Source organism: Streptomyces albicerus (genome assembly GCF_008905045.1).
Classification (GTDB): domain Bacteria; phylum Actinomycetota; class Actinomycetes; order Streptomycetales; family Streptomycetaceae; genus Streptomyces; species Streptomyces albicerus.
In genome coordinates, this window is the sequence record NZ_VWMY01000019.1 from 51,777 (window position 1) to 67,718 (window position 15,942).

14 protein-coding genes are annotated in these 15,942 nt (G+C 70.5%); 9 read left to right on the forward strand and 5 right to left on the reverse strand.

Annotated features, from left to right (window positions below):
• The first annotated feature begins 28 nt into the window (after positions 1-28).
• Positions 29-1,393, forward strand: coding sequence for a glutamine synthetase family protein (locus GAS53_RS18485; RefSeq protein ID WP_151478731.1), 1,365 nt, complete (start codon positions 29-31; stop codon positions 1,391-1,393).
• Between the two features lie 38 nt (positions 1,394-1,431).
• The gene (locus tag GAS53_RS18490) at positions 1,432-2,721 is read left to right on the forward strand and encodes a cytochrome P450 (RefSeq protein ID WP_151478732.1); all 1,290 of its coding nucleotides are present in this window, start codon (positions 1,432-1,434) and stop codon (positions 2,719-2,721) included.
• A 54-nt stretch (positions 2,722-2,775) separates the two neighbouring features.
• Here GAS53_RS18490 and GAS53_RS18495 read toward each other — a convergent pair whose 3' ends face one another.
• Both GAS53_RS18495 and GAS53_RS18500 read right to left on the reverse strand, forming a co-directional pair.
• Positions 2,776-4,104, reverse strand: a complete 1,329-nt coding sequence (locus GAS53_RS18495) for an SGNH/GDSL hydrolase family protein (RefSeq protein WP_151478733.1) — start codon at positions 4,102-4,104, stop codon at positions 2,776-2,778.
• Between the two features lie 322 nt (positions 4,105-4,426).
• Positions 4,427-5,908, reverse strand: coding sequence for a sialidase family protein (locus GAS53_RS18500; RefSeq protein ID WP_192583164.1), 1,482 nt, complete (start codon positions 5,906-5,908; stop codon positions 4,427-4,429).
• A gap of 301 nt (positions 5,909-6,209) precedes the next feature.
• Between GAS53_RS18500 and GAS53_RS18505 the strand changes: the two genes are divergently transcribed.
• Positions 6,210-7,421, forward strand: coding sequence for an MFS transporter (locus GAS53_RS18505; protein WP_151478735.1), 1,212 nt, complete (start codon positions 6,210-6,212; stop codon positions 7,419-7,421).
• A gap of 49 nt (positions 7,422-7,470) precedes the next feature.
• Positions 7,471-7,953 carry a nucleoside deaminase gene (locus GAS53_RS18510; protein WP_151478736.1) on the forward strand — a complete coding sequence of 161 codons (483 nt, stop codon included), beginning with the start codon at positions 7,471-7,473 and terminating at the stop codon, positions 7,951-7,953.
• Here the strand turns inward: GAS53_RS18510 and GAS53_RS18515 are convergent.
• Entirely contained in the window at positions 7,938-8,891 is a 954-nt protein-coding gene (locus GAS53_RS18515) for an SDR family NAD(P)-dependent oxidoreductase (protein ID WP_151478737.1), read from the reverse strand. The two genes, GAS53_RS18510 and GAS53_RS18515, sit on opposite strands and share 16 nt — an antisense overlap.
• A gap of 136 nt (positions 8,892-9,027) precedes the next feature.
• On the opposite strand from GAS53_RS18515, the gene GAS53_RS18520 reads away from it, so the two are divergent.
• Complete coding sequence (locus GAS53_RS18520; protein WP_151478738.1) at positions 9,028-9,666, forward strand: TetR family transcriptional regulator; 639 nt, start codon at positions 9,028-9,030, stop codon at positions 9,664-9,666.
• Between the two features lie 61 nt (positions 9,667-9,727).
• On the forward strand, positions 9,728-10,837 hold the full coding sequence (locus GAS53_RS18525; protein WP_151478739.1) for an acyltransferase family protein: 1,110 nt from the start codon (positions 9,728-9,730) through the stop codon (positions 10,835-10,837).
• A gap of 72 nt (positions 10,838-10,909) precedes the next feature.
• On the opposite strand, the gene GAS53_RS18530 is transcribed toward GAS53_RS18525, so the two are convergent.
• Complete coding sequence (locus GAS53_RS18530) at positions 10,910-11,341, reverse strand: winged helix-turn-helix transcriptional regulator (RefSeq protein ID WP_151478740.1); 432 nt, start codon at positions 11,339-11,341, stop codon at positions 10,910-10,912.
• A 108-nt stretch (positions 11,342-11,449) separates the two neighbouring features.
• Between GAS53_RS18530 and GAS53_RS18535 the strand changes: the two genes are divergently transcribed.
• Together GAS53_RS18535 and GAS53_RS18540 are read left to right on the forward strand one after the other, a co-directional pair.
• Positions 11,450-12,559 carry an alpha/beta fold hydrolase gene (locus GAS53_RS18535; RefSeq protein WP_318722791.1) on the forward strand — a complete coding sequence of 370 codons (1,110 nt, stop codon included), beginning with the start codon at positions 11,450-11,452 and terminating at the stop codon, positions 12,557-12,559.
• A complete protein-coding gene (locus tag GAS53_RS18540) occupies positions 12,447-12,923 on the forward strand; it encodes a GNAT family N-acetyltransferase (RefSeq protein WP_318722794.1) in 477 nt (158 codons plus the stop codon). The genes GAS53_RS18535 and GAS53_RS18540 overlap by 113 nt, the downstream gene beginning before the upstream one ends.
• A gap of 319 nt (positions 12,924-13,242) precedes the next feature.
• On the opposite strand, the gene GAS53_RS58005 is transcribed toward GAS53_RS18540, so the two are convergent.
• Positions 13,243-13,992, reverse strand: a complete 750-nt coding sequence (locus GAS53_RS58005; protein WP_151478742.1) for a chaplin — start codon at positions 13,990-13,992, stop codon at positions 13,243-13,245.
• Between the two features lie 313 nt (positions 13,993-14,305).
• On the opposite strand from GAS53_RS58005, the gene GAS53_RS18550 reads away from it, so the two are divergent.
• Positions 14,306-15,868: an alpha/beta hydrolase gene (locus tag GAS53_RS18550; RefSeq protein WP_151478743.1), complete on the forward strand. Its 1,563-nt coding sequence runs from the start codon at positions 14,306-14,308 to the stop codon at positions 15,866-15,868.
• Positions 15,869-15,942 lie beyond the last annotated feature (74 nt).

Consider the following 15,942-nt stretch of genomic DNA (forward strand, 5'->3'; position numbering starts at 1 on the left):
CTGGGCCCAACCGTCCGAGGAGACACCGGTGAGCGCTCAGCCATCCCCCGGGGCCGAAGAGGTCCGACGCCATACAGAGCGGCTTGCCGCCGAGGGCATCGACGTGGTTCGGGTGACCTATCCGGACCTCATCGGCACCGAGCGTGCCCGCGACGTTCTGCTCGATCACCTGCCCGCAGCGTGCGAGCACGGGCTCGCCTTCTGCCGGGCGGTCTATCACACCTCCCCCCAAGGGGACGTCGTCCCGGTGGCCGGAGGTCTCGACGCGGGGCTGCCCGACATCACCGTGCGCCCGGACCTGGACACCCTGACGGCGGTGCCGTGGGAGCCCGGTGTCGCCGCCTGCCTCGGCGACGTCGTCGATCCGGCGACCGGATCCCCCGCCGCCGAGTCGCCCCGCGACCTGCTGCGCACGGTCCTCGCCCGGTGTACCGAGCACGGTCTGCGTCCGGTGGTCGGGCCCGAGCTGGAGTACTACCTCTGTGATCCCGAGCCCGGCCAGGCGAGTGGCTGGCGCCGGTACGAGTCGACCCCGGGCGTCGTCTACACAGCGGGCCTGCGCGCCGACCCGGACAACCACCTGCTCCGTACACTGCGCCACGCGCGGGATCTGAACATCGGGGTCATCAGTGGCAACCACGAGTTCGACGGCGGGCAGTTCGAGATCAACCTGACCCACTCCGAGGCCCTGTCGGCCGCGGACCGGGCCTTCCGCTTCAAGGCGGCGGTCAAGGAGCTGGCCCGCAAGGAGGGCCGCCTCGCTACCTTCATGGCGAAACCCTTCAACGACGCGGGCGGATCGGGCTTCCACCTCCACCTGTCCTGCGACGACACCGACGGCCGCAACGTCTTCGACGACCCGTCCGGTGCCCATGGTCTGTCCGCCACTGCCCGGCACGCCATCGCCGGCGTGCTGGCGCACGCCCCCGCGCTGGCCGCGCTGCTCAACCCGACGGTCAACTCGTACAAGCGGTTCGGGCCCGACACACTGGCGCCCTGGCTGGTGGACTGGGGCCTGGACAATCGCAGCGCCATGGTCCGCATCCCGCCCGAGCGCGGCTCGGGCGCCCGGCTGGAGCTACGGCTCGGCGACGCGAGCGCCAATCCGTACCTGGCGATCGCCGGGATGATCGCCGCCGCGCTGCTCGGCCTGTTGGCCGGCGAGGAGCCCCCGGCGCCACTGGAGGGGTACGGCTACGACACGGCCCGGTCCGCCGTACTGCCCATGACGCTGCCTGCCGCGCTCGACGCCCTGGAGTCGGACACCGCCCTGACCGAGGTGCTCGGCAAGGACTTCACCACGTCGTTCCTCTCCTACAAGCGCAACGAGGTGGAGCGCTTCCAACGGCACGTCACCGACTGGGAGTTCACCGAGTACGCCTACCACCTGTGACGGCCCACGCCCTTGCCCACGCTCCTAAGGATCCGGCCATGCCCGACACCCTGCCCACCACCGCCAACGTGCGCGAGCCGCTGCCGCTCGCGGACGTCGACCTCGCCGACCTCGACCACTTCACCGACGGTGTCACGCCCTGGCGGATGTTCCACACCCTGCGCCACGAGGACCCGGTCCACTGGCAGCCCGAAGAAGCCCCCAACTCCGGTTTCTGGTCGGTGACCCGGCACGCGGACATCGCCCGCGTCGACCGTGACGCCGAGACGTTCACGTCCACCAGATTCGTGAATCTCGAAGAGGTCGACGACGACCAGATCAAGAAACGCGCCTCCATTCTGGAACTGGACGGCGTACGCCACCGCGCGCTGCGCAGCCTGCTGCAACGGCAGTTCGGCGCGAACGTCATCAGTGAGTACACCGACTTCCTGCGCGGCCTGACCGCGAAGACGCTCGATGCGGCACTCGCGAAGGGCAGCTTCGACTTCGTCGCCGACGTGTCCGCGGACTTCCCCATCAACGTGCTGGCCCGCCTCCTCGACGTACCGCCGGAGGACAACCAGCAGCTCATCGACTGGGGCAACCGCATCATCGGCAACACCGATCCCGACTACGCGGACGTCCTGCTGAACAGCGCGGAGAGCGAGCAGTACCGCGATCTGCCCTTCCGCTCCCCCGCCTCGCTCGAAGTCTTTGCGTACGGACGGGAGTTGGCCCGGCAGCGACGCGGCGGCGACGGTACGGACCTGGTGTCGCGGCTGGTCAACCAGACCCCGCGCGACGGGGTGCCGCTGACGGAGCAGGACTTCGACAACTACTTCCTGCTGCTGGTGGTGGCCGGCAACGAGACCACTCGGCACGCCATCTCGCACTCCATGCTGGCCCTCATCCAGCACCCCGAGCAGCTCGCCCGCCTCAAGGACGACCCGTCCCTCATCCCGACCGCGGTCGAGGAGTTCCTGCGCTGGGCCTCCCCCGTGTACCACTTCCGCCGCACCGCGACCCGCGACGTCGAACTCGGCGGCAAGCAGGTGAAGGAGGGCGACAAGGTCGTCATGTGGTACGCGTCCGGCAACCGCGACGAGGCCGTCTTCGAGAACCCCTACGACTTCGACGTCACCCGGCAGAACAACGACCACGTCACCTTCGGCAAGGGCAGCCCGCATCTGTGCCTGGGTAATCTGCTGGCCCGCACCGAGATCCGCGTCATGTTCGAGGAGCTGATCCCGCGCCTGGCCGACATCCGGCTGGCCGGGGAGGTGCCGCGGGTGCGGTCCAACTTCGTGAACGGCATCAAGAAGCTTCCGGTGGAGGTCACCCTGGCCTGACGGGCCGGCCGCCGGGCCAGGGTGACCGCGTACCTCACGTGCGACAACGGTCCTTCACTTGAAGAAGCTCAACGGCACCGCTCGTGCCATCGCCTCCCGGCCCGCGTCGTTGGTGTGCAGGTGGTCGCCGCTGTCGTAGGCGGTGAGGAGTCGTTCGGGCTCGTCCGGGTCACGCAGCGCGGCGTCGAAGTCGATCACACCGTCGTACTCGCCGCTCGTGCGCAGCCAGTGGTTGAAGGTCTTGCGCGCCGCCGCGTTCTCGGGGGTGTAGAAGCCGAGCGTGTCGTTCTTGAAGGGTGTGATCGTGGCTCCGTAGATCTTCAGTCCGCGTTCGTGGGCGCGCGCGATGAGCTGCCGGTGGCCGTCGATCAGGTCCTGTGCGGTCACCTTCTCGGAGAGCGGGGCGATGGTTCCGGGGTGCCCGAGGTCGTTCACGCCGATCAGGACGAGGACGTCGCGGACGCCGGGCTGGGCGGCCACATCACGGTCGAAGCGTTTGAGTCCGCTCTCGCCGAAGTACGCGGCGTAGGCCTCGGCTGGGTTGCCTGCGGGCGGGTTGGGATCGTGGAGGAGACGGTTGCCGCTGATGCCCTTGTTGAGGACGCCGACGGGGTGGCGGGGTCCGCCGGGTCCCTGAAGACGCTGGGCGAGATAGTCGGTCCAGCGGTGGTTGGTGTCGAGGGTGCTGTCGGCGGTGATGGAGTCGCCGAGCGCGACGACGGCCGAGGCCTTACTCGTGTCGGAGGGCCCGGTGGCGGTGGCCCGCACGCTTACGCCGGTCAGGAAGTACCAGCGCTCGGTGACGGACTCGGCCTCGATCTTGGTCTCGCCCGTGACGTTGCCCGCCGCGACGTAACCGCGTTGCGAGGCGAAGGAGTTGACCGTGGATCCCGGGGTGCTTTCGGGGAGATAGATGCTCACGACGAGGTCTGAGCGTGGGGGTACGCGGAGCGTGACGGGGTCGCTGAGTGCGGGCGCTCCCGCGGGGATGGACAGGGTGGACTTGCCGCCGAAGGTCAGGCGGCGGTCGGTGGTGGGGTCTATGGCCGCCTCGTCCGTGCCTGGCGCGCGGCGGGCGATGTGCACTTCGCCGATCTTCAGGGGCTGTTTGCCGAACTCGTTCGACAGGCGGATTCGCAGGGCGTGTCCGGCGATGCTGGTGTGCACGATCTGGCGGATCGTCTGGTTCTGGAAGGTCGTGGTGTCCGTCTTGGGCACGGCTGTGGGCGCGGTCGCCCATGTCCCGGTCCAGTTGGTCGATGTGGCTGGCGCTGGCGTCGGTGATGCGGGAGTCGCGGAGGCCGTGGGGGTGAGTGCGGCGGCTCCCAGCAGGGCTCCGGCGAGTAAAGCGGAGAGTCTCTGGCGGACGGTCAGGTGCTTCATGTGGTCTCCTCGTCGTCCGGAGGAAGGGGTGGGGCGGGCAAGGGCGTTGGCTGCGAGTGCGTTGTGGCTGGTCGCGCAGTTCCCCGCGCCCCTGGCGGGGCGGGGCCCGAGGTCCCTGTCTCCAAGTGCCCGTACGCGTTCGGTGGCCAACTCAGGCCCCTCTCCGGCACATTGACCGATCCGCAGGGAGATGCTTCGAAAATTTCGGAGCACTTTACGAATGAGCGGTCGTGACGATAGAGAGGCCTGTTCCTCGCGTCAAGACGCTGGTAACGAGGGGCAGTTGTGCCGACAGGCGGGCAACTCGCCCTCCGCTGCAGGGTTATCGCGGTGAGGAGGAGTGGACAGCCGCCCTGCCCGGCGCGTCCGGCATGGCCCACGCCGCGGTGAACCGGTGTCCGGTGGCGACCAGGCCCATCTGTTCGCCGAGGAAGTAGCCGCGCGGACTGGCTTCGTCAGGGATCCTCGGTGCCCGGCGCATGTCGAACGACACGGGAGTGAGCCGGGTCTCCCGCCAGGTCGCCCGGCCACTGGCACAGTCGGCCGGCTGCGGGCGGCAGCGCACCAGCCAGCGGTCCGTCAGCAGCGGCGCACCCGCGTCGTTGTGCCGGAAGTCGGAGTGGGCAACGCCGACCGTTCCGTCACGGCCGACCTCCAACGAGACCGTGAACGCCTGCTGGTTGGGCGGCGGGATGTCGGTCGGCGTGCGGTTCACCTTCACCGGCGCCGACCAGGTGCGGCCGCCGTCGTCGGACGAGGCCAGGGCCACCGAGTCTGCGGCCCCACCGGTGAACCGCGAGTCCTGCCAGGCCACATGGATCCGGCCGGTGCGGCGGTCGACCGCGGTGTCGGAGAGCAGGCTTGTGGTGTGCGAGACCTGTTCACCGGATTCGGGGTCCTGGAACAGGAACCTGGTCCGCAGGTCGGCCACCTTCACGGGCTCCGACCAGGTGCGGCCGCCGTCGGTGGAGCGTACGGCCTGGAGGGCGAGCCGGTTGGTGATCGGGCCCTCACCGAACCGGACCTGAGTGTGGACGTTCACGAGCGTGCCGTCGTCGAGCACGGTCAGCCGGTGGCCGGAGACGAGGCGCTGGTCGCCGGCGTCCACGACCAGGGTCGGGGGCTGCCAACTGCGGCCGCCGTCGGTGCTGCGGCTGATCCAGGCGTCGTTGCGGGTCCGCTCGACCGCGGGAAAGCGCGGAGTGACGACGTACAGCACCTTCGGATCGCGCGGATCCGGAACCGCCGGGCCGGAGCCGACCCCGCCCCGCGTCGGATCGGTCTCCTCGACGATCACTGCGGGCCGTGTCCAGGTCCGGCCGCCGTCGTCGGAGCGTACGGACATGCCCGCGCTGGCGGAGCCGTCGGCCATGGCGAGACCGCCGGTCACCAGCAGCGCGCCGTCCGCGGTGAACGTCACGGCCGGTTCGTCGACGTAGTCGTAGGTGCCTCCCGAGCACCTGGTCAGGCGGGGAACGACCGTGCGGTTCCAGGACTTTCCGCCGTCGCGCGTGACGGCGAGGACCAGGCCGCGCTGGCGGTCCTGCGGCCAGACCGCGGCGATGCTACGGGGGTCGGCCGGGTCGGCGGCGAGTTGCGGCTCGATGGCGCCGTCGGCCATCTTGCCGTCGAGCGCGCCGGGTGCACAGCCGGCGAACGGACTGGCTCCGGACAGCCGCACCGGTTCCGGCCCGCGTCCGTCGGCACTCGCCCGGGCCGAGGTGCCGGACAGGGCGAGGGCCGGTAACAGGACCGCGGTGAGGACGGCCAGGGAACGTCGCGAGGAATGCGGGACATAGCGCACGGAAGGCTCCTTCCAGACGGTTGCCACCATCCTCGGGAGGCCTTCCTGCCCTGTCGTCCTACGCGTGGAGCTGACGCTCCTACCTCCTCGGGAGTACCGGGAGCAGGCCGTGCCCCGGTGGCGGTGAGCACCGTGCGGTACCGGCGGGCGGCTTCTCCCTCGGCCAGTTCACGGAGGGCAGGCCGCTCGCCAGTCCGCATCCGTATGTGGGAGCCGGTGAGATGCGCTGACTCCCGGGCCCGCAACTTCTTCGGATGCCGGGCTTGCCCTCTCACTGATGTGAAGGTTTCAGCATGGCCGTATGACGACCGCATCGATCGCCGGCAGCTCCGGCGCGTCCTCCCCCGCCAGGCCCGGCCTGCCGCTGTCAGGGCTGCTGGCTTTGTCCACGGCCGCCTTCACCGCCGTGGTGACGGAACTGCTTCCGGCGGGTCTGCTGCCTAGGATGGCGCCGGACCTCGGGGTCTCCGAGGCGCGGGTGGGTTTTCTGGTGACGGGGTACGCGGTCGCGTCGTTCCTCGCCGCGATCCCGCTCACGGCCGCGCTGCGCGGGCTGCCACGGCGGCCCGTGCTCATCGGCGTGCTCCTCGGTTTCGCGGCCGCCAACACCGTCACCGCACTGTCGTCCTCGTACGGTCTGACGTTCTCGGCTCGGCTCGTGGCCGGGGCCATGGGCGGCACGCTGTGGGCGATGCTCGTCGGGTACGCCGCCCGTATGGTGCCCGCCGAGCGGCGCGGCCGGGCCATCGCGATCGTGCTGGCGGGCATCACACTCGCGCTCTCCCTGGGGCTGCCCGCGGGCACCGCGCTGGCCGACGCGCTCGGCTGGCGTGCGGCCTTCGCCGCGCCGGCGGTGCTGGCCGTGCTGCTGGTGGTGTGGATACGGCGCCGGGTGCCCGGCTTTGCCGGTGAGGCGCCGGGCGAGCGCGTACCGCTGCTTCGCGTCGCCGCGCTGCCCGGGATCGGCACGGTGCTGTCCGTCACGCTGACCCTGCTGGTCGGCCATCAGGTGATGTACACGTACGTCGCGCCGTTCGCGGAGCATGCGGGCTTCGGCCGTACGGGGCTGGTGCTGCTGGTGTTCGGTGCCGCGACCGTCGTCGGGATCTGGGTCACCGGCGTGCTGGTCGACCGGCACCTGCGACGGACCCTGCTGGCGGCGCTCGCCCTGCTCGCGACCGCGATGCTCGCGCTGGGTGCGTACGCAGGGCATGCTGCCGTCCTTCTCGTCGCGGTCGCCCTGTGGGGCGTGGCGTTCGGCGGCGCTCCCACGCTGATCCAGACGGCGCTGGTCGATGCCTCCGGTGCCGCGAACGCCGACATGGCCACCTCACTGCAGACCACGGTCTACAACGCGGGCATCGCGGCCGGTTCCCTCACGGGCGGTCTGGCCCTGGAGAGTTCGGGTGCCGCGGCCCTGCCCTGGACGACTCTCTTGTTGGTCGCGGTGACGTTCGCGACCGTCGCCGCGGGGCGCCGCCGCGCCTTTCCGGCGCGGCGCACCACCGAGTGACCCGACATGCCTAGGGTCGATCCGATGTCAACGGGAAAGCGGGTACGACATGGTGAGTGATGACGAGCTCAAATATCTGCGCCGCTGTGTGGAGTTGGCGACCGAGGCACTGGAGGCCGGCGACGAGCCGTTCGGCTCGGTGCTGGTGGGTGCGGACGGCACGGTCCTGGCCGAGGACCACAACCGGGTGGCGTCCGGCGACCGCACCCGCCACCCGGAGTTCGAACTGGCGCGCTGGTCGGCGGCGCACCTGACGCCCGAGGAACGGGCCGCGGCGACCGTCTACACCTCCGGCGAGCACTGTCCGATGTGCGCGGCCGCACACGGCTGGGTGGGCCTCGGCCGCATCGTGTACGTGGCCTCCTCCGAGCAACTGGGGTCCTGGCTGGCCGAATTGGGGGTCCCCGCTCCCCCGGTCCGTACGCTGCCGATCCAGGAGGTGGCGCCCGGCGTGCGCGTCGAGGGTCCGATCCCCGAGTTGGCCGACGAGGTGCGGGCCCTGCACCGGCGCTTCCATCACGCGGCTGGATAGGCCCCCTTGCCGGCGACCAGCCGTTCGGCCTCCTCCCAGAGCTCGGCCTCGCGGGCGGGGTCGTACGACGCCGGTGCGGACCGGACGGGACGGCCGCGGTCGAGATAGCTCCCGGACGGAGCGGCCGGCGCGCCGACGGCCACCTCGGCGAGCTTGCGGCCCGACGCACGGGGGTTGGTCGAGCTCGGATGGACGCGGGTGAGGTGCAGCAGGCTGTTCCAGAGGAGACGGCCGAGCGGGCCCGCCTCACGGGCCAGCCCGGTGCCCGGCATCAGTCCGGGGTCATAGGTGTAGACGTCGATGCCTTTGGGAGTCCGGCGGTCCAGTTCGTGGGCGAGGTGCACGGTCGCCAGTTTGCTCGCCGCGTACGCGGAGCGGCCGGCCTTGGCGGTGTGCGCGTCCGGGGTCGTCCAGGGCAGCGCCAGCTCGGCGACCGGTGCGCTGCGCGGCGGCGGAACCAGGCCCCAGCTGTGCCGGAAGTCCCCGAAGTGCGTGCCGCTGCCGACGAGGACGATACGTCCTGGCGCCGTCAGCCGGTCCATGAGCCGCCGGATCAGCAGATGGTGTCCGAGGACGTTGGTGCCGAAGGTGACCTCGAAGCCGTCGGCGGTCCGGTCCGTGGCGGTGACGGCCTGCATGCCCGCGTTCGCGACGACGGCACGCAGCGGCGGAAGCTCTCCGGCATCGAGCAACTCCCTTACGGTGTCGGCCGCTTGGCGTACGGAGCCGAGCGAGCCGAGGTCGCAGGCGACGCCGCGCACCCGCGGGGAGCCGGTCTCGGCGGCGAGGCGCGCCGCGAGTCCTACCGGATCGGACCGGACGGCGACCACGAGGTGGAGATCGGGACGCTCGCGCAGGAGGGTCAGGGCGGTGACGCGTCCGAGGCCACGACCCGCGCCGGTGAGAAGCACGGTTCCGGGAGAGGGGATGGCAGGCATGGCTTGCTCCGGCTGTCAGAGGACGTGCGGCACGTACATATGGAGAGCCGATCCATACAGAAAATCGGTTCTCGATTCCAAACGGTACTCGATACCATTACGGATCGGGTACCCCTCAGCCCGATATCCTCGGCGCATGGACAACGGCAAGCCCTTGGGCAGCGACGACGAGATCCCGCTTCGGGAGCGGAAGCGGCTCCGGACCCGCGCGGCCCTGATCGACGCGGCCATGGGTCTGTTCGCCGAGCACGGCTTCGAGACGGTCACGGTCAGCGACATCGCGCGCCGCGCCGAGGTCGGCCGCACGACCTTCTTCCGCTACTTCACCGACAAGCAGGAAGTGCTCTTCGCGGACGAGGACCAGCATCGCGAGGCACTCGTGTCGGCCGTCGACGACGCTGCCGGCGCCGTGGCGCCCATCGGCGACTCGCTGGACCGCGCGCTGAGCGCGGGCCGCGCGGGGCTGAGCGCACTGGTCGGCAGCATCGCCGAGCACACCAACTGGCTGGCCGAGCGCGAGCGGCTGATCAACGGAGACGCCGCGCTCCTTGCCCGCAGCCTGGTGAAGCAGCGGGCGTACGCGGCCGCGGTCGTCGACGTGCTGGAGCGCCACGGCGCCGACCGGGAGACCGCCGTGCTCGCGGCGGCCGTGTGCCAGGCCTGCTACGAGGCGGCCGTCGCGCTCACGGAGGCCGAGCCGGAGCGGCTTCCGGGTGCCCTGGAGGCCGCCTTCGACCGGCTGTCCGCACAAGGCGCGAACGTACGGGACGACTGAGCCGTATGGGACGGGGCAGGCGGGAGAGACCGGCTCACCCGCCCCGAGGCCAGGAGATGTGGTGTCGCAAGATCTACCAGCCCGCGCGTCCGCGGCTCTGCGGGAACGCCTGCCCGAAACACGGGCCAAACCGGCGTCCCCGCGCAGGGACCCGTACTTCGACAACGCGAAGTACCTCACCATCGTGCTGGTGGCCTGCGGTCACGCCTGGGAGCCGCTGACCCACGGGAGCAGGGCCGCGACGGCGGCGTATCTCACCGTCTACGCCTTCCACATGCCCGCGTTCGCGCTCATCTCCGGCTATTTCTCCCGGAGTTTCGACATGGCGCCGGGTCGGGTGCGCCGGCTGCTGACGAGTGTCGTCGTGCCGTACCTCGTCTTCGAGACCGCGTACACGCTCTTCTACCGCTGGGCGCAGGACGATCCGGGCTATCCGCTGAGCCTGCTGGATCCCTGGTACGTGATGTGGTTCCTGGTCGCGCTCTTCATCTGGCGGCTGACCACTCCGATCTGGCTGGCACTGCGCCACCCGGTGCCGGTCGCGCTGGGTTTCGCCGTACTGGCCGCCGTGTCACCGGACCTGGGCGGGGACATCTCGATCCAACGCACCCTGGGATTCCTGCCGTTCTTCGTGCTCGGACTGACGCTGCGGGCCGAGCACTTCGATCGGCTGCGCACGCGCCGCGTACGGCTGCTGGCGCTGCCGGTGGGTGCTACGGCGCTGGGGGCGGCGTACGCGGTGGCGCCCTGGTTCGGTGCCGGGTGGCTCTACCACCGGGGCAGCGTCACGGGCCAGGGCGTGCCGAACTGGGTGGGGCTGGTCTCCACCCCCGCGTTGTTCTGTCTCGCACTGGTCCTGACCGCCTGCTTCCTGGCATGGGTACCGGGACGTCAGCTGTGGTGCACGGCTCTGGGCGCGGGGACGATGTACGGGTACCTGCTGCACGGCTTCGTCATCAAGGCGTCCCGCTTCTGGGACTGGTACGACCACCCGTGGCTGCACACCCCACCGGGCGCACTGGCCGTCACGGCGGCCGCCGTGGGGCTCATCACGGTGCTGTGCTCGGGCCCGGTCCGCTCCGTGTTCCGGTTCGTCGTCGAGCCGCGCATGGCCTGGATGTTCAGCCGCCGTGGCGAGAACGCCACGACTGACGGGCGACCATCGGGCTAGGCCTGGGCCAGGCGGTATAGGCCGGTCATGCATCGATCACCTGCCGGTGATCTCACCCGCTCACAACGACCGTCACCGACCGACGACTTCGGACTCGGTGTCGGTGTCGGCGACGCGCTCGTCGAAACGGCTACGGGCGGTCTCGATCTCGTGGAGGTACCGGCGCGTCCACGCGCACATGGCGTCGACCGTGCCGAGCAGCGCCTCGCCCGCTTCGGTCAGGCGATACTCGACGCGCGGCGGCACGGTGGCATGCACCTTGCGGTGCACGACGCCGTCGCGTTCGAGGCCCCGCAGGGTCTGGGTGAGCATCTTGTGGCTGATGCCGTCCACCGCGTTCCTCAGTTCGGTGAAACGCAGCGTCCGGTCGTCCAGGGCGTTGATGATCAGCAGCGCCCACTTGTTGGCCACGCCCCCGAAGATCTCACGGGCCAGCGAGTCGGCGCGCGTCACATCAGCGTTGTCGGGGTAGTCGGGATCGTGCCTGATCTGCTTGGTCACCATGAGGTTCTCCTCTCACCAAAAAGTGCGTTCTTCCTGCATGGAGCCTACTTCCTTACGGTGACAGAGTAACCGGAAGTGACCACTTCGAGCAGAGCAGGGACAACCCGCATGTACGTGCACGACCATCTCGGACGTCCGCTGGCCTCGGCGCGCCTGTCCGTGAAGGGCACCAGGCTCCACTACCGCACAGGAGGCCAGGGAGAGCCCGTGGTCCTGCTCCACGGCGCGCCGAAGACGAGCTACCACTGGCGGGACGTCGTTCCGCACCTGACGCCCCACCACACGGTGATCACTCCCGACCTGCGGGGGCTCGGCGATTCCGCCCCGGCCGCCGGGGGCTTCGACACGGCGACGCTCGCGGACGACATCGCCGAGCTGATGAGCGGGCTCGGCTTCGACTCCTACCGTGTCGTCGGCGAGGACTGGGGCGCCTGCGTCGCCTATCAGCTCGCGGCCCGCCACCCCGGTCGGGTGCGGCAACTGGTCTACCAGGAGGCCTACTTGGCGGGCTTCGGCTGGGAGGAGATGACCCACCTCGACGCGGAGCGAGTGGCCGCCGGGGAGTGGATCTACCACATCGGCTTCTTCTTCCAGCCGGATGTCCCCGAGATGCTCATCACGGGGCGCGAGCGGCAGTTCATCGACCACTGGATGTCCCAGGAGGCCCACAACGTCGACGCGCTCTCCTCCGACTTCCTGGACGAATACGTCCGGTGCTGCACGATGCCCGGCCGCCTGCGGGCGATGCTGTCCATCTACCGCGCCTCTCTCGAGGACGCCGAACTCAACCGCGCCGCCGCCCGCACCCCGCTGCCGATGCCCGTCCTCGCGGTCGGCGGGAGGTACGCCATGGGCGGCGATCCGGCCCGGCAGATGCGCGAGGTGGCCACCGACGTGCGCGAGGTTCTGCTCGACGCGGGGCATCACCCCGCCCAGGAAACACCGCGCGAGACGGCCGAGGCCTACTTGGAGTTCTTCACCGGCGAGCTCGCTGACAGGCGGAGCCCCGCCTCTGGAGGCGAGGGCGGGCCCGGCAGCCGTCGTAGGGTGACCGTTCATGGATCACGTGATACTGCGCCCGGTGGCCGAGGACGACCTGACCGTGATGGAGCGGTTCCTGGCCGACCCCGAGGAATCCTCGCCCTTCCAGTGGTTCGGCTGGTGGGACACCGGACGCTGGCGGCGGCAGTGGGCCGAAACCGGCCTGATCACCGATGAGGCGGGCCATCTGATCGTGGCGCGCGACGGGGAAGCGCTGGGGTTCGTGGCCTGGCGGAAAGTCGCCGCCACGCGGAACTCGTACTACTGGAACATCGGTATCGCCCTGCTCAGCAAGGCCCGTGGCAAGGGCGTGGGCACGCGGGCACAGCGGCTGCTGGTCGAGTACCTGTTCGCGCACACGCAGGTGGTACGGATCGAGGCGGACACCGACGTGGACAACATCGCCGAGCAACGGGCCCTGGAGAAGGCCGGGTTCACGCGCGAAGGCGTGCTGCGGAGCGTGGTTTTCCGCGACGGGCGGTGGCGGGACGGGGTGCGGTACAGCATTTTGCGCGACGAGGCTGCCCCGGCCGGCCGCTGAGCGTCCGCTCGTGACAGGGCCGTGCGGACTCGCGACGGAGCCGTACGGAGCAGACCCCACCGGTTGGTGTGCCCGGTGGGGTCTGCCGTCCTCGGAGGTGTCACTCGGCTGCTCGTCGACGGAGCGCTGGGGCGGTCGGCGCATCGCCGAGGAGGCTGTCCGCGCAGGAGCGTGTGCTCGGCTCAGCGCAAGCCCATGCGCTGGGTCGGCGCTCGATCACGGGCCTCCGACAGCGCTCGATCACGGGCCGGGGCGGCGGAAGAGCGCGAGTTCGGTCCCACGCCCGACGCGAACTCGGCCGATGGACCACAGGCTCGGGTCAGCGGCCGTCTGTGGGCTCGGACCGACCCGTGCCCGTGCGCTCGGACCGGCCCATGCCCGTCCTCTCACGCTCGGACCGGCGCACGGCAGCGGGCCGGAAACGCCGGTACAGCGCGGCCCCGCCCAGCAGCAGGGCGGCGCTCGCGGCGACCGCCGGTGCCGTCAGGTCCGTGCCGGTGTGGGCGAGGGACGCCCCGGGCCCGGGCTGCGGCGTCTGCGGGCCCGTCGACTCCGCCGGCTTCTTCGGCGGCGAGGACGGCTTCGGGGCGGGAGGCGTGGCCGGGTGGTGGGGTCGGCCCTCGGACGTGTTCGTGGACTCGTTGCCGACGGCGGCGTTGCCGATACCGACGACGCTGACCGAGTTGCCGGAGACGTTCACGGGGAGCCGGGCCGGGAGCTGTACGCCGTTGCCGGAGAGCACGCCCGGTGAATCCTTTCCGCGCCCGTCGGCGGCGGCACCGGCGTGCCCCTTCCGGGCGCCTCCGTTGCTGCCGCCGGCCTTGCTGCCGCCCTCGTTGGCGCAGCTGTTGCCGGTCGCGGGGTTGAGGAGCCCGGCCACATTCACGGTGTTCCCGCACACGTTCACCGGAACGTGCACCGGGAACTGGACCGTGTTGCCGGAGATCAGCCCGGGCGAGTCCGCTGTGGCGCCGTCCGCCGCGGAGTCCGCGTACACCGGCATCGTCACGGCCACGGCGCCGGAGGCGGCGGCCGCGATGATCAAACCATTTCGGGTAACCCGTCTCATAGGTTCCCTGCCTTCCAGACATGGTCGCGGGCACTCGCCCGCACCGGTTAAAACGCGGGCGAACCATGCGAGTTATGGCTTATCGGCCTTTCACTCCATCGAGCGGCATGCTTATCGAACTGTTCGCTCCGGTCGAACCGTTCGCTCCGGCACCGCGGCGCGGGACGCGCGGCACGCCGGATGCCACACGCGGGCGCGCAGGGTAAGCCCTCCGCGGCCGGTCCGCTCGCCGAGAGGCGTGGTCGGGGGTGCCCCCTTATCGTGATCGAGGGGGAATCCCCGGCGGTGGCCGGGGCGTCCCGGGAGGCCTGTCATGCTGTCCACGCACCAACGCCTCGCGTTCTCCGGCGCCGTGACGCTGGCCCTGCTGGGAGCCGGGCTGCCGTCGACGACCGTGGCGACCGCCGACCGTCCCGACCTCTCCCGCTTCTACGACCAGAAGATCAAGTGGTCCGCCTGTGAGGGCGACGGCCTGCCCAAGGACCTGCAGTGCGGGAAAGTGACCGTCCCACTCGACTACGCGAAGCCCGCCGACGGGACACTCGACCTGGCCATGGCCCGCTTCAGGGCCACGGGGAAATCCAGAGGTTCGGTGCTCCTGAACTTCGGCGGACCCGGCGGGCCGGGAGTCAGTGAACTCATGGCCGGCGGCAAGGACTTCATGGGGCTGACGGAGGGCTACGACGTGGTGACCTTCGATCCGCGCGGCGTCGGCAGAAGCTCACCGGTCACCTGCGGCGAGGGCGCCGACGAGGCCTTCGGCGCGGCGGACCCCGACGCGGCCGACAGCAACGATCCGCGGGCCGATCTCGACGTGCTGCGGAAGGCCGCCGCCGAGTGCGCCAAGCACTCCGGGCCCGTACTGCCGCACATCGGCACGGTCAACACCTCGCGCGACCTCGACGTGATGCGCGCGGCCCTCGGTGACAAGAAGCTCAACTACCTCGGTTTCTCCTACGGAACGCGGCTGGGCGCCGTGTACGCGGCCCAATTCCCCAAGAAGACGGGCCGGTTGGTGCTCGACGGTGTGGACACCCTCACCGAACCGATGAGCAAACAGGGCATCGTCGGCGCCGAGGGCCAGCAGACTGCACTCGAGGACTTCATCAACTGGTGCACCGAGGACATCAATTGCGCGTTCGGGCAGGATCCGCGCTCGGCCCGGGAGGACGTGGTCCAGCTGGTCGACTCGCTCGACGAGAACCCGGTGCCCACGGACTTCGGCGAACAGTTCTCCGGCCAGGACCTGGTGGGCGCCATAGGCCAGGCCCTCTACAGCAAGGAGCTGTGGCCGACCCTGTCGCGGGCTCTCACCTCGCTGGTCCAGGACGGCGACACCCGCGGCATCATGCAGTTCTCCACCGGCGGCCTCACGGTCCGCGGCGAAGGCGGGCTCGCCCGGGACGGGGGCCTCGTCGACGAGGGCGACATCCCGGCCGACAACCTCCCGGCCGCGCTGATGGCCATCAACTGCGCCGACGACCCCGACCGGCCCACCGCCGACCAGATCACCGAGAACCTCGACAGGCTGCGCGCCGAATACGAGGAGGCGTCCCCGGTCTTCGGCCAGTACCGGCTCACCCAGGTCCTCATGTGCTACGGCCGCCCCAAGGGCACCACGTACATCCGCGAGCACGTACGGGACGTCGACACCCCGAAGATGCTCCTCGTCGGCACCCGCGGCGACCCCGCGACCCCGTACCGCTGGACCATGGAGACGGCGAAACGGCTCGGCTCGTCGGCCGTGGTCCTGGACAACAGGGGCGAGGGCCACACCGGGTACGCGTCCTCGAAGTGCGTACACCGGAAGGTCGACGACTTCCTGCTGTACGGGTCGCTGCCAGCCGACGGGAGCTCCTGCGGCGCGGAGGAGTGAGCCCCCTCGCCGGGGCGTGCCGCCCCGGCCACGGCCCTGGCCGAGCGGCCGCGCCACGACGCCGCGGTGCGTTG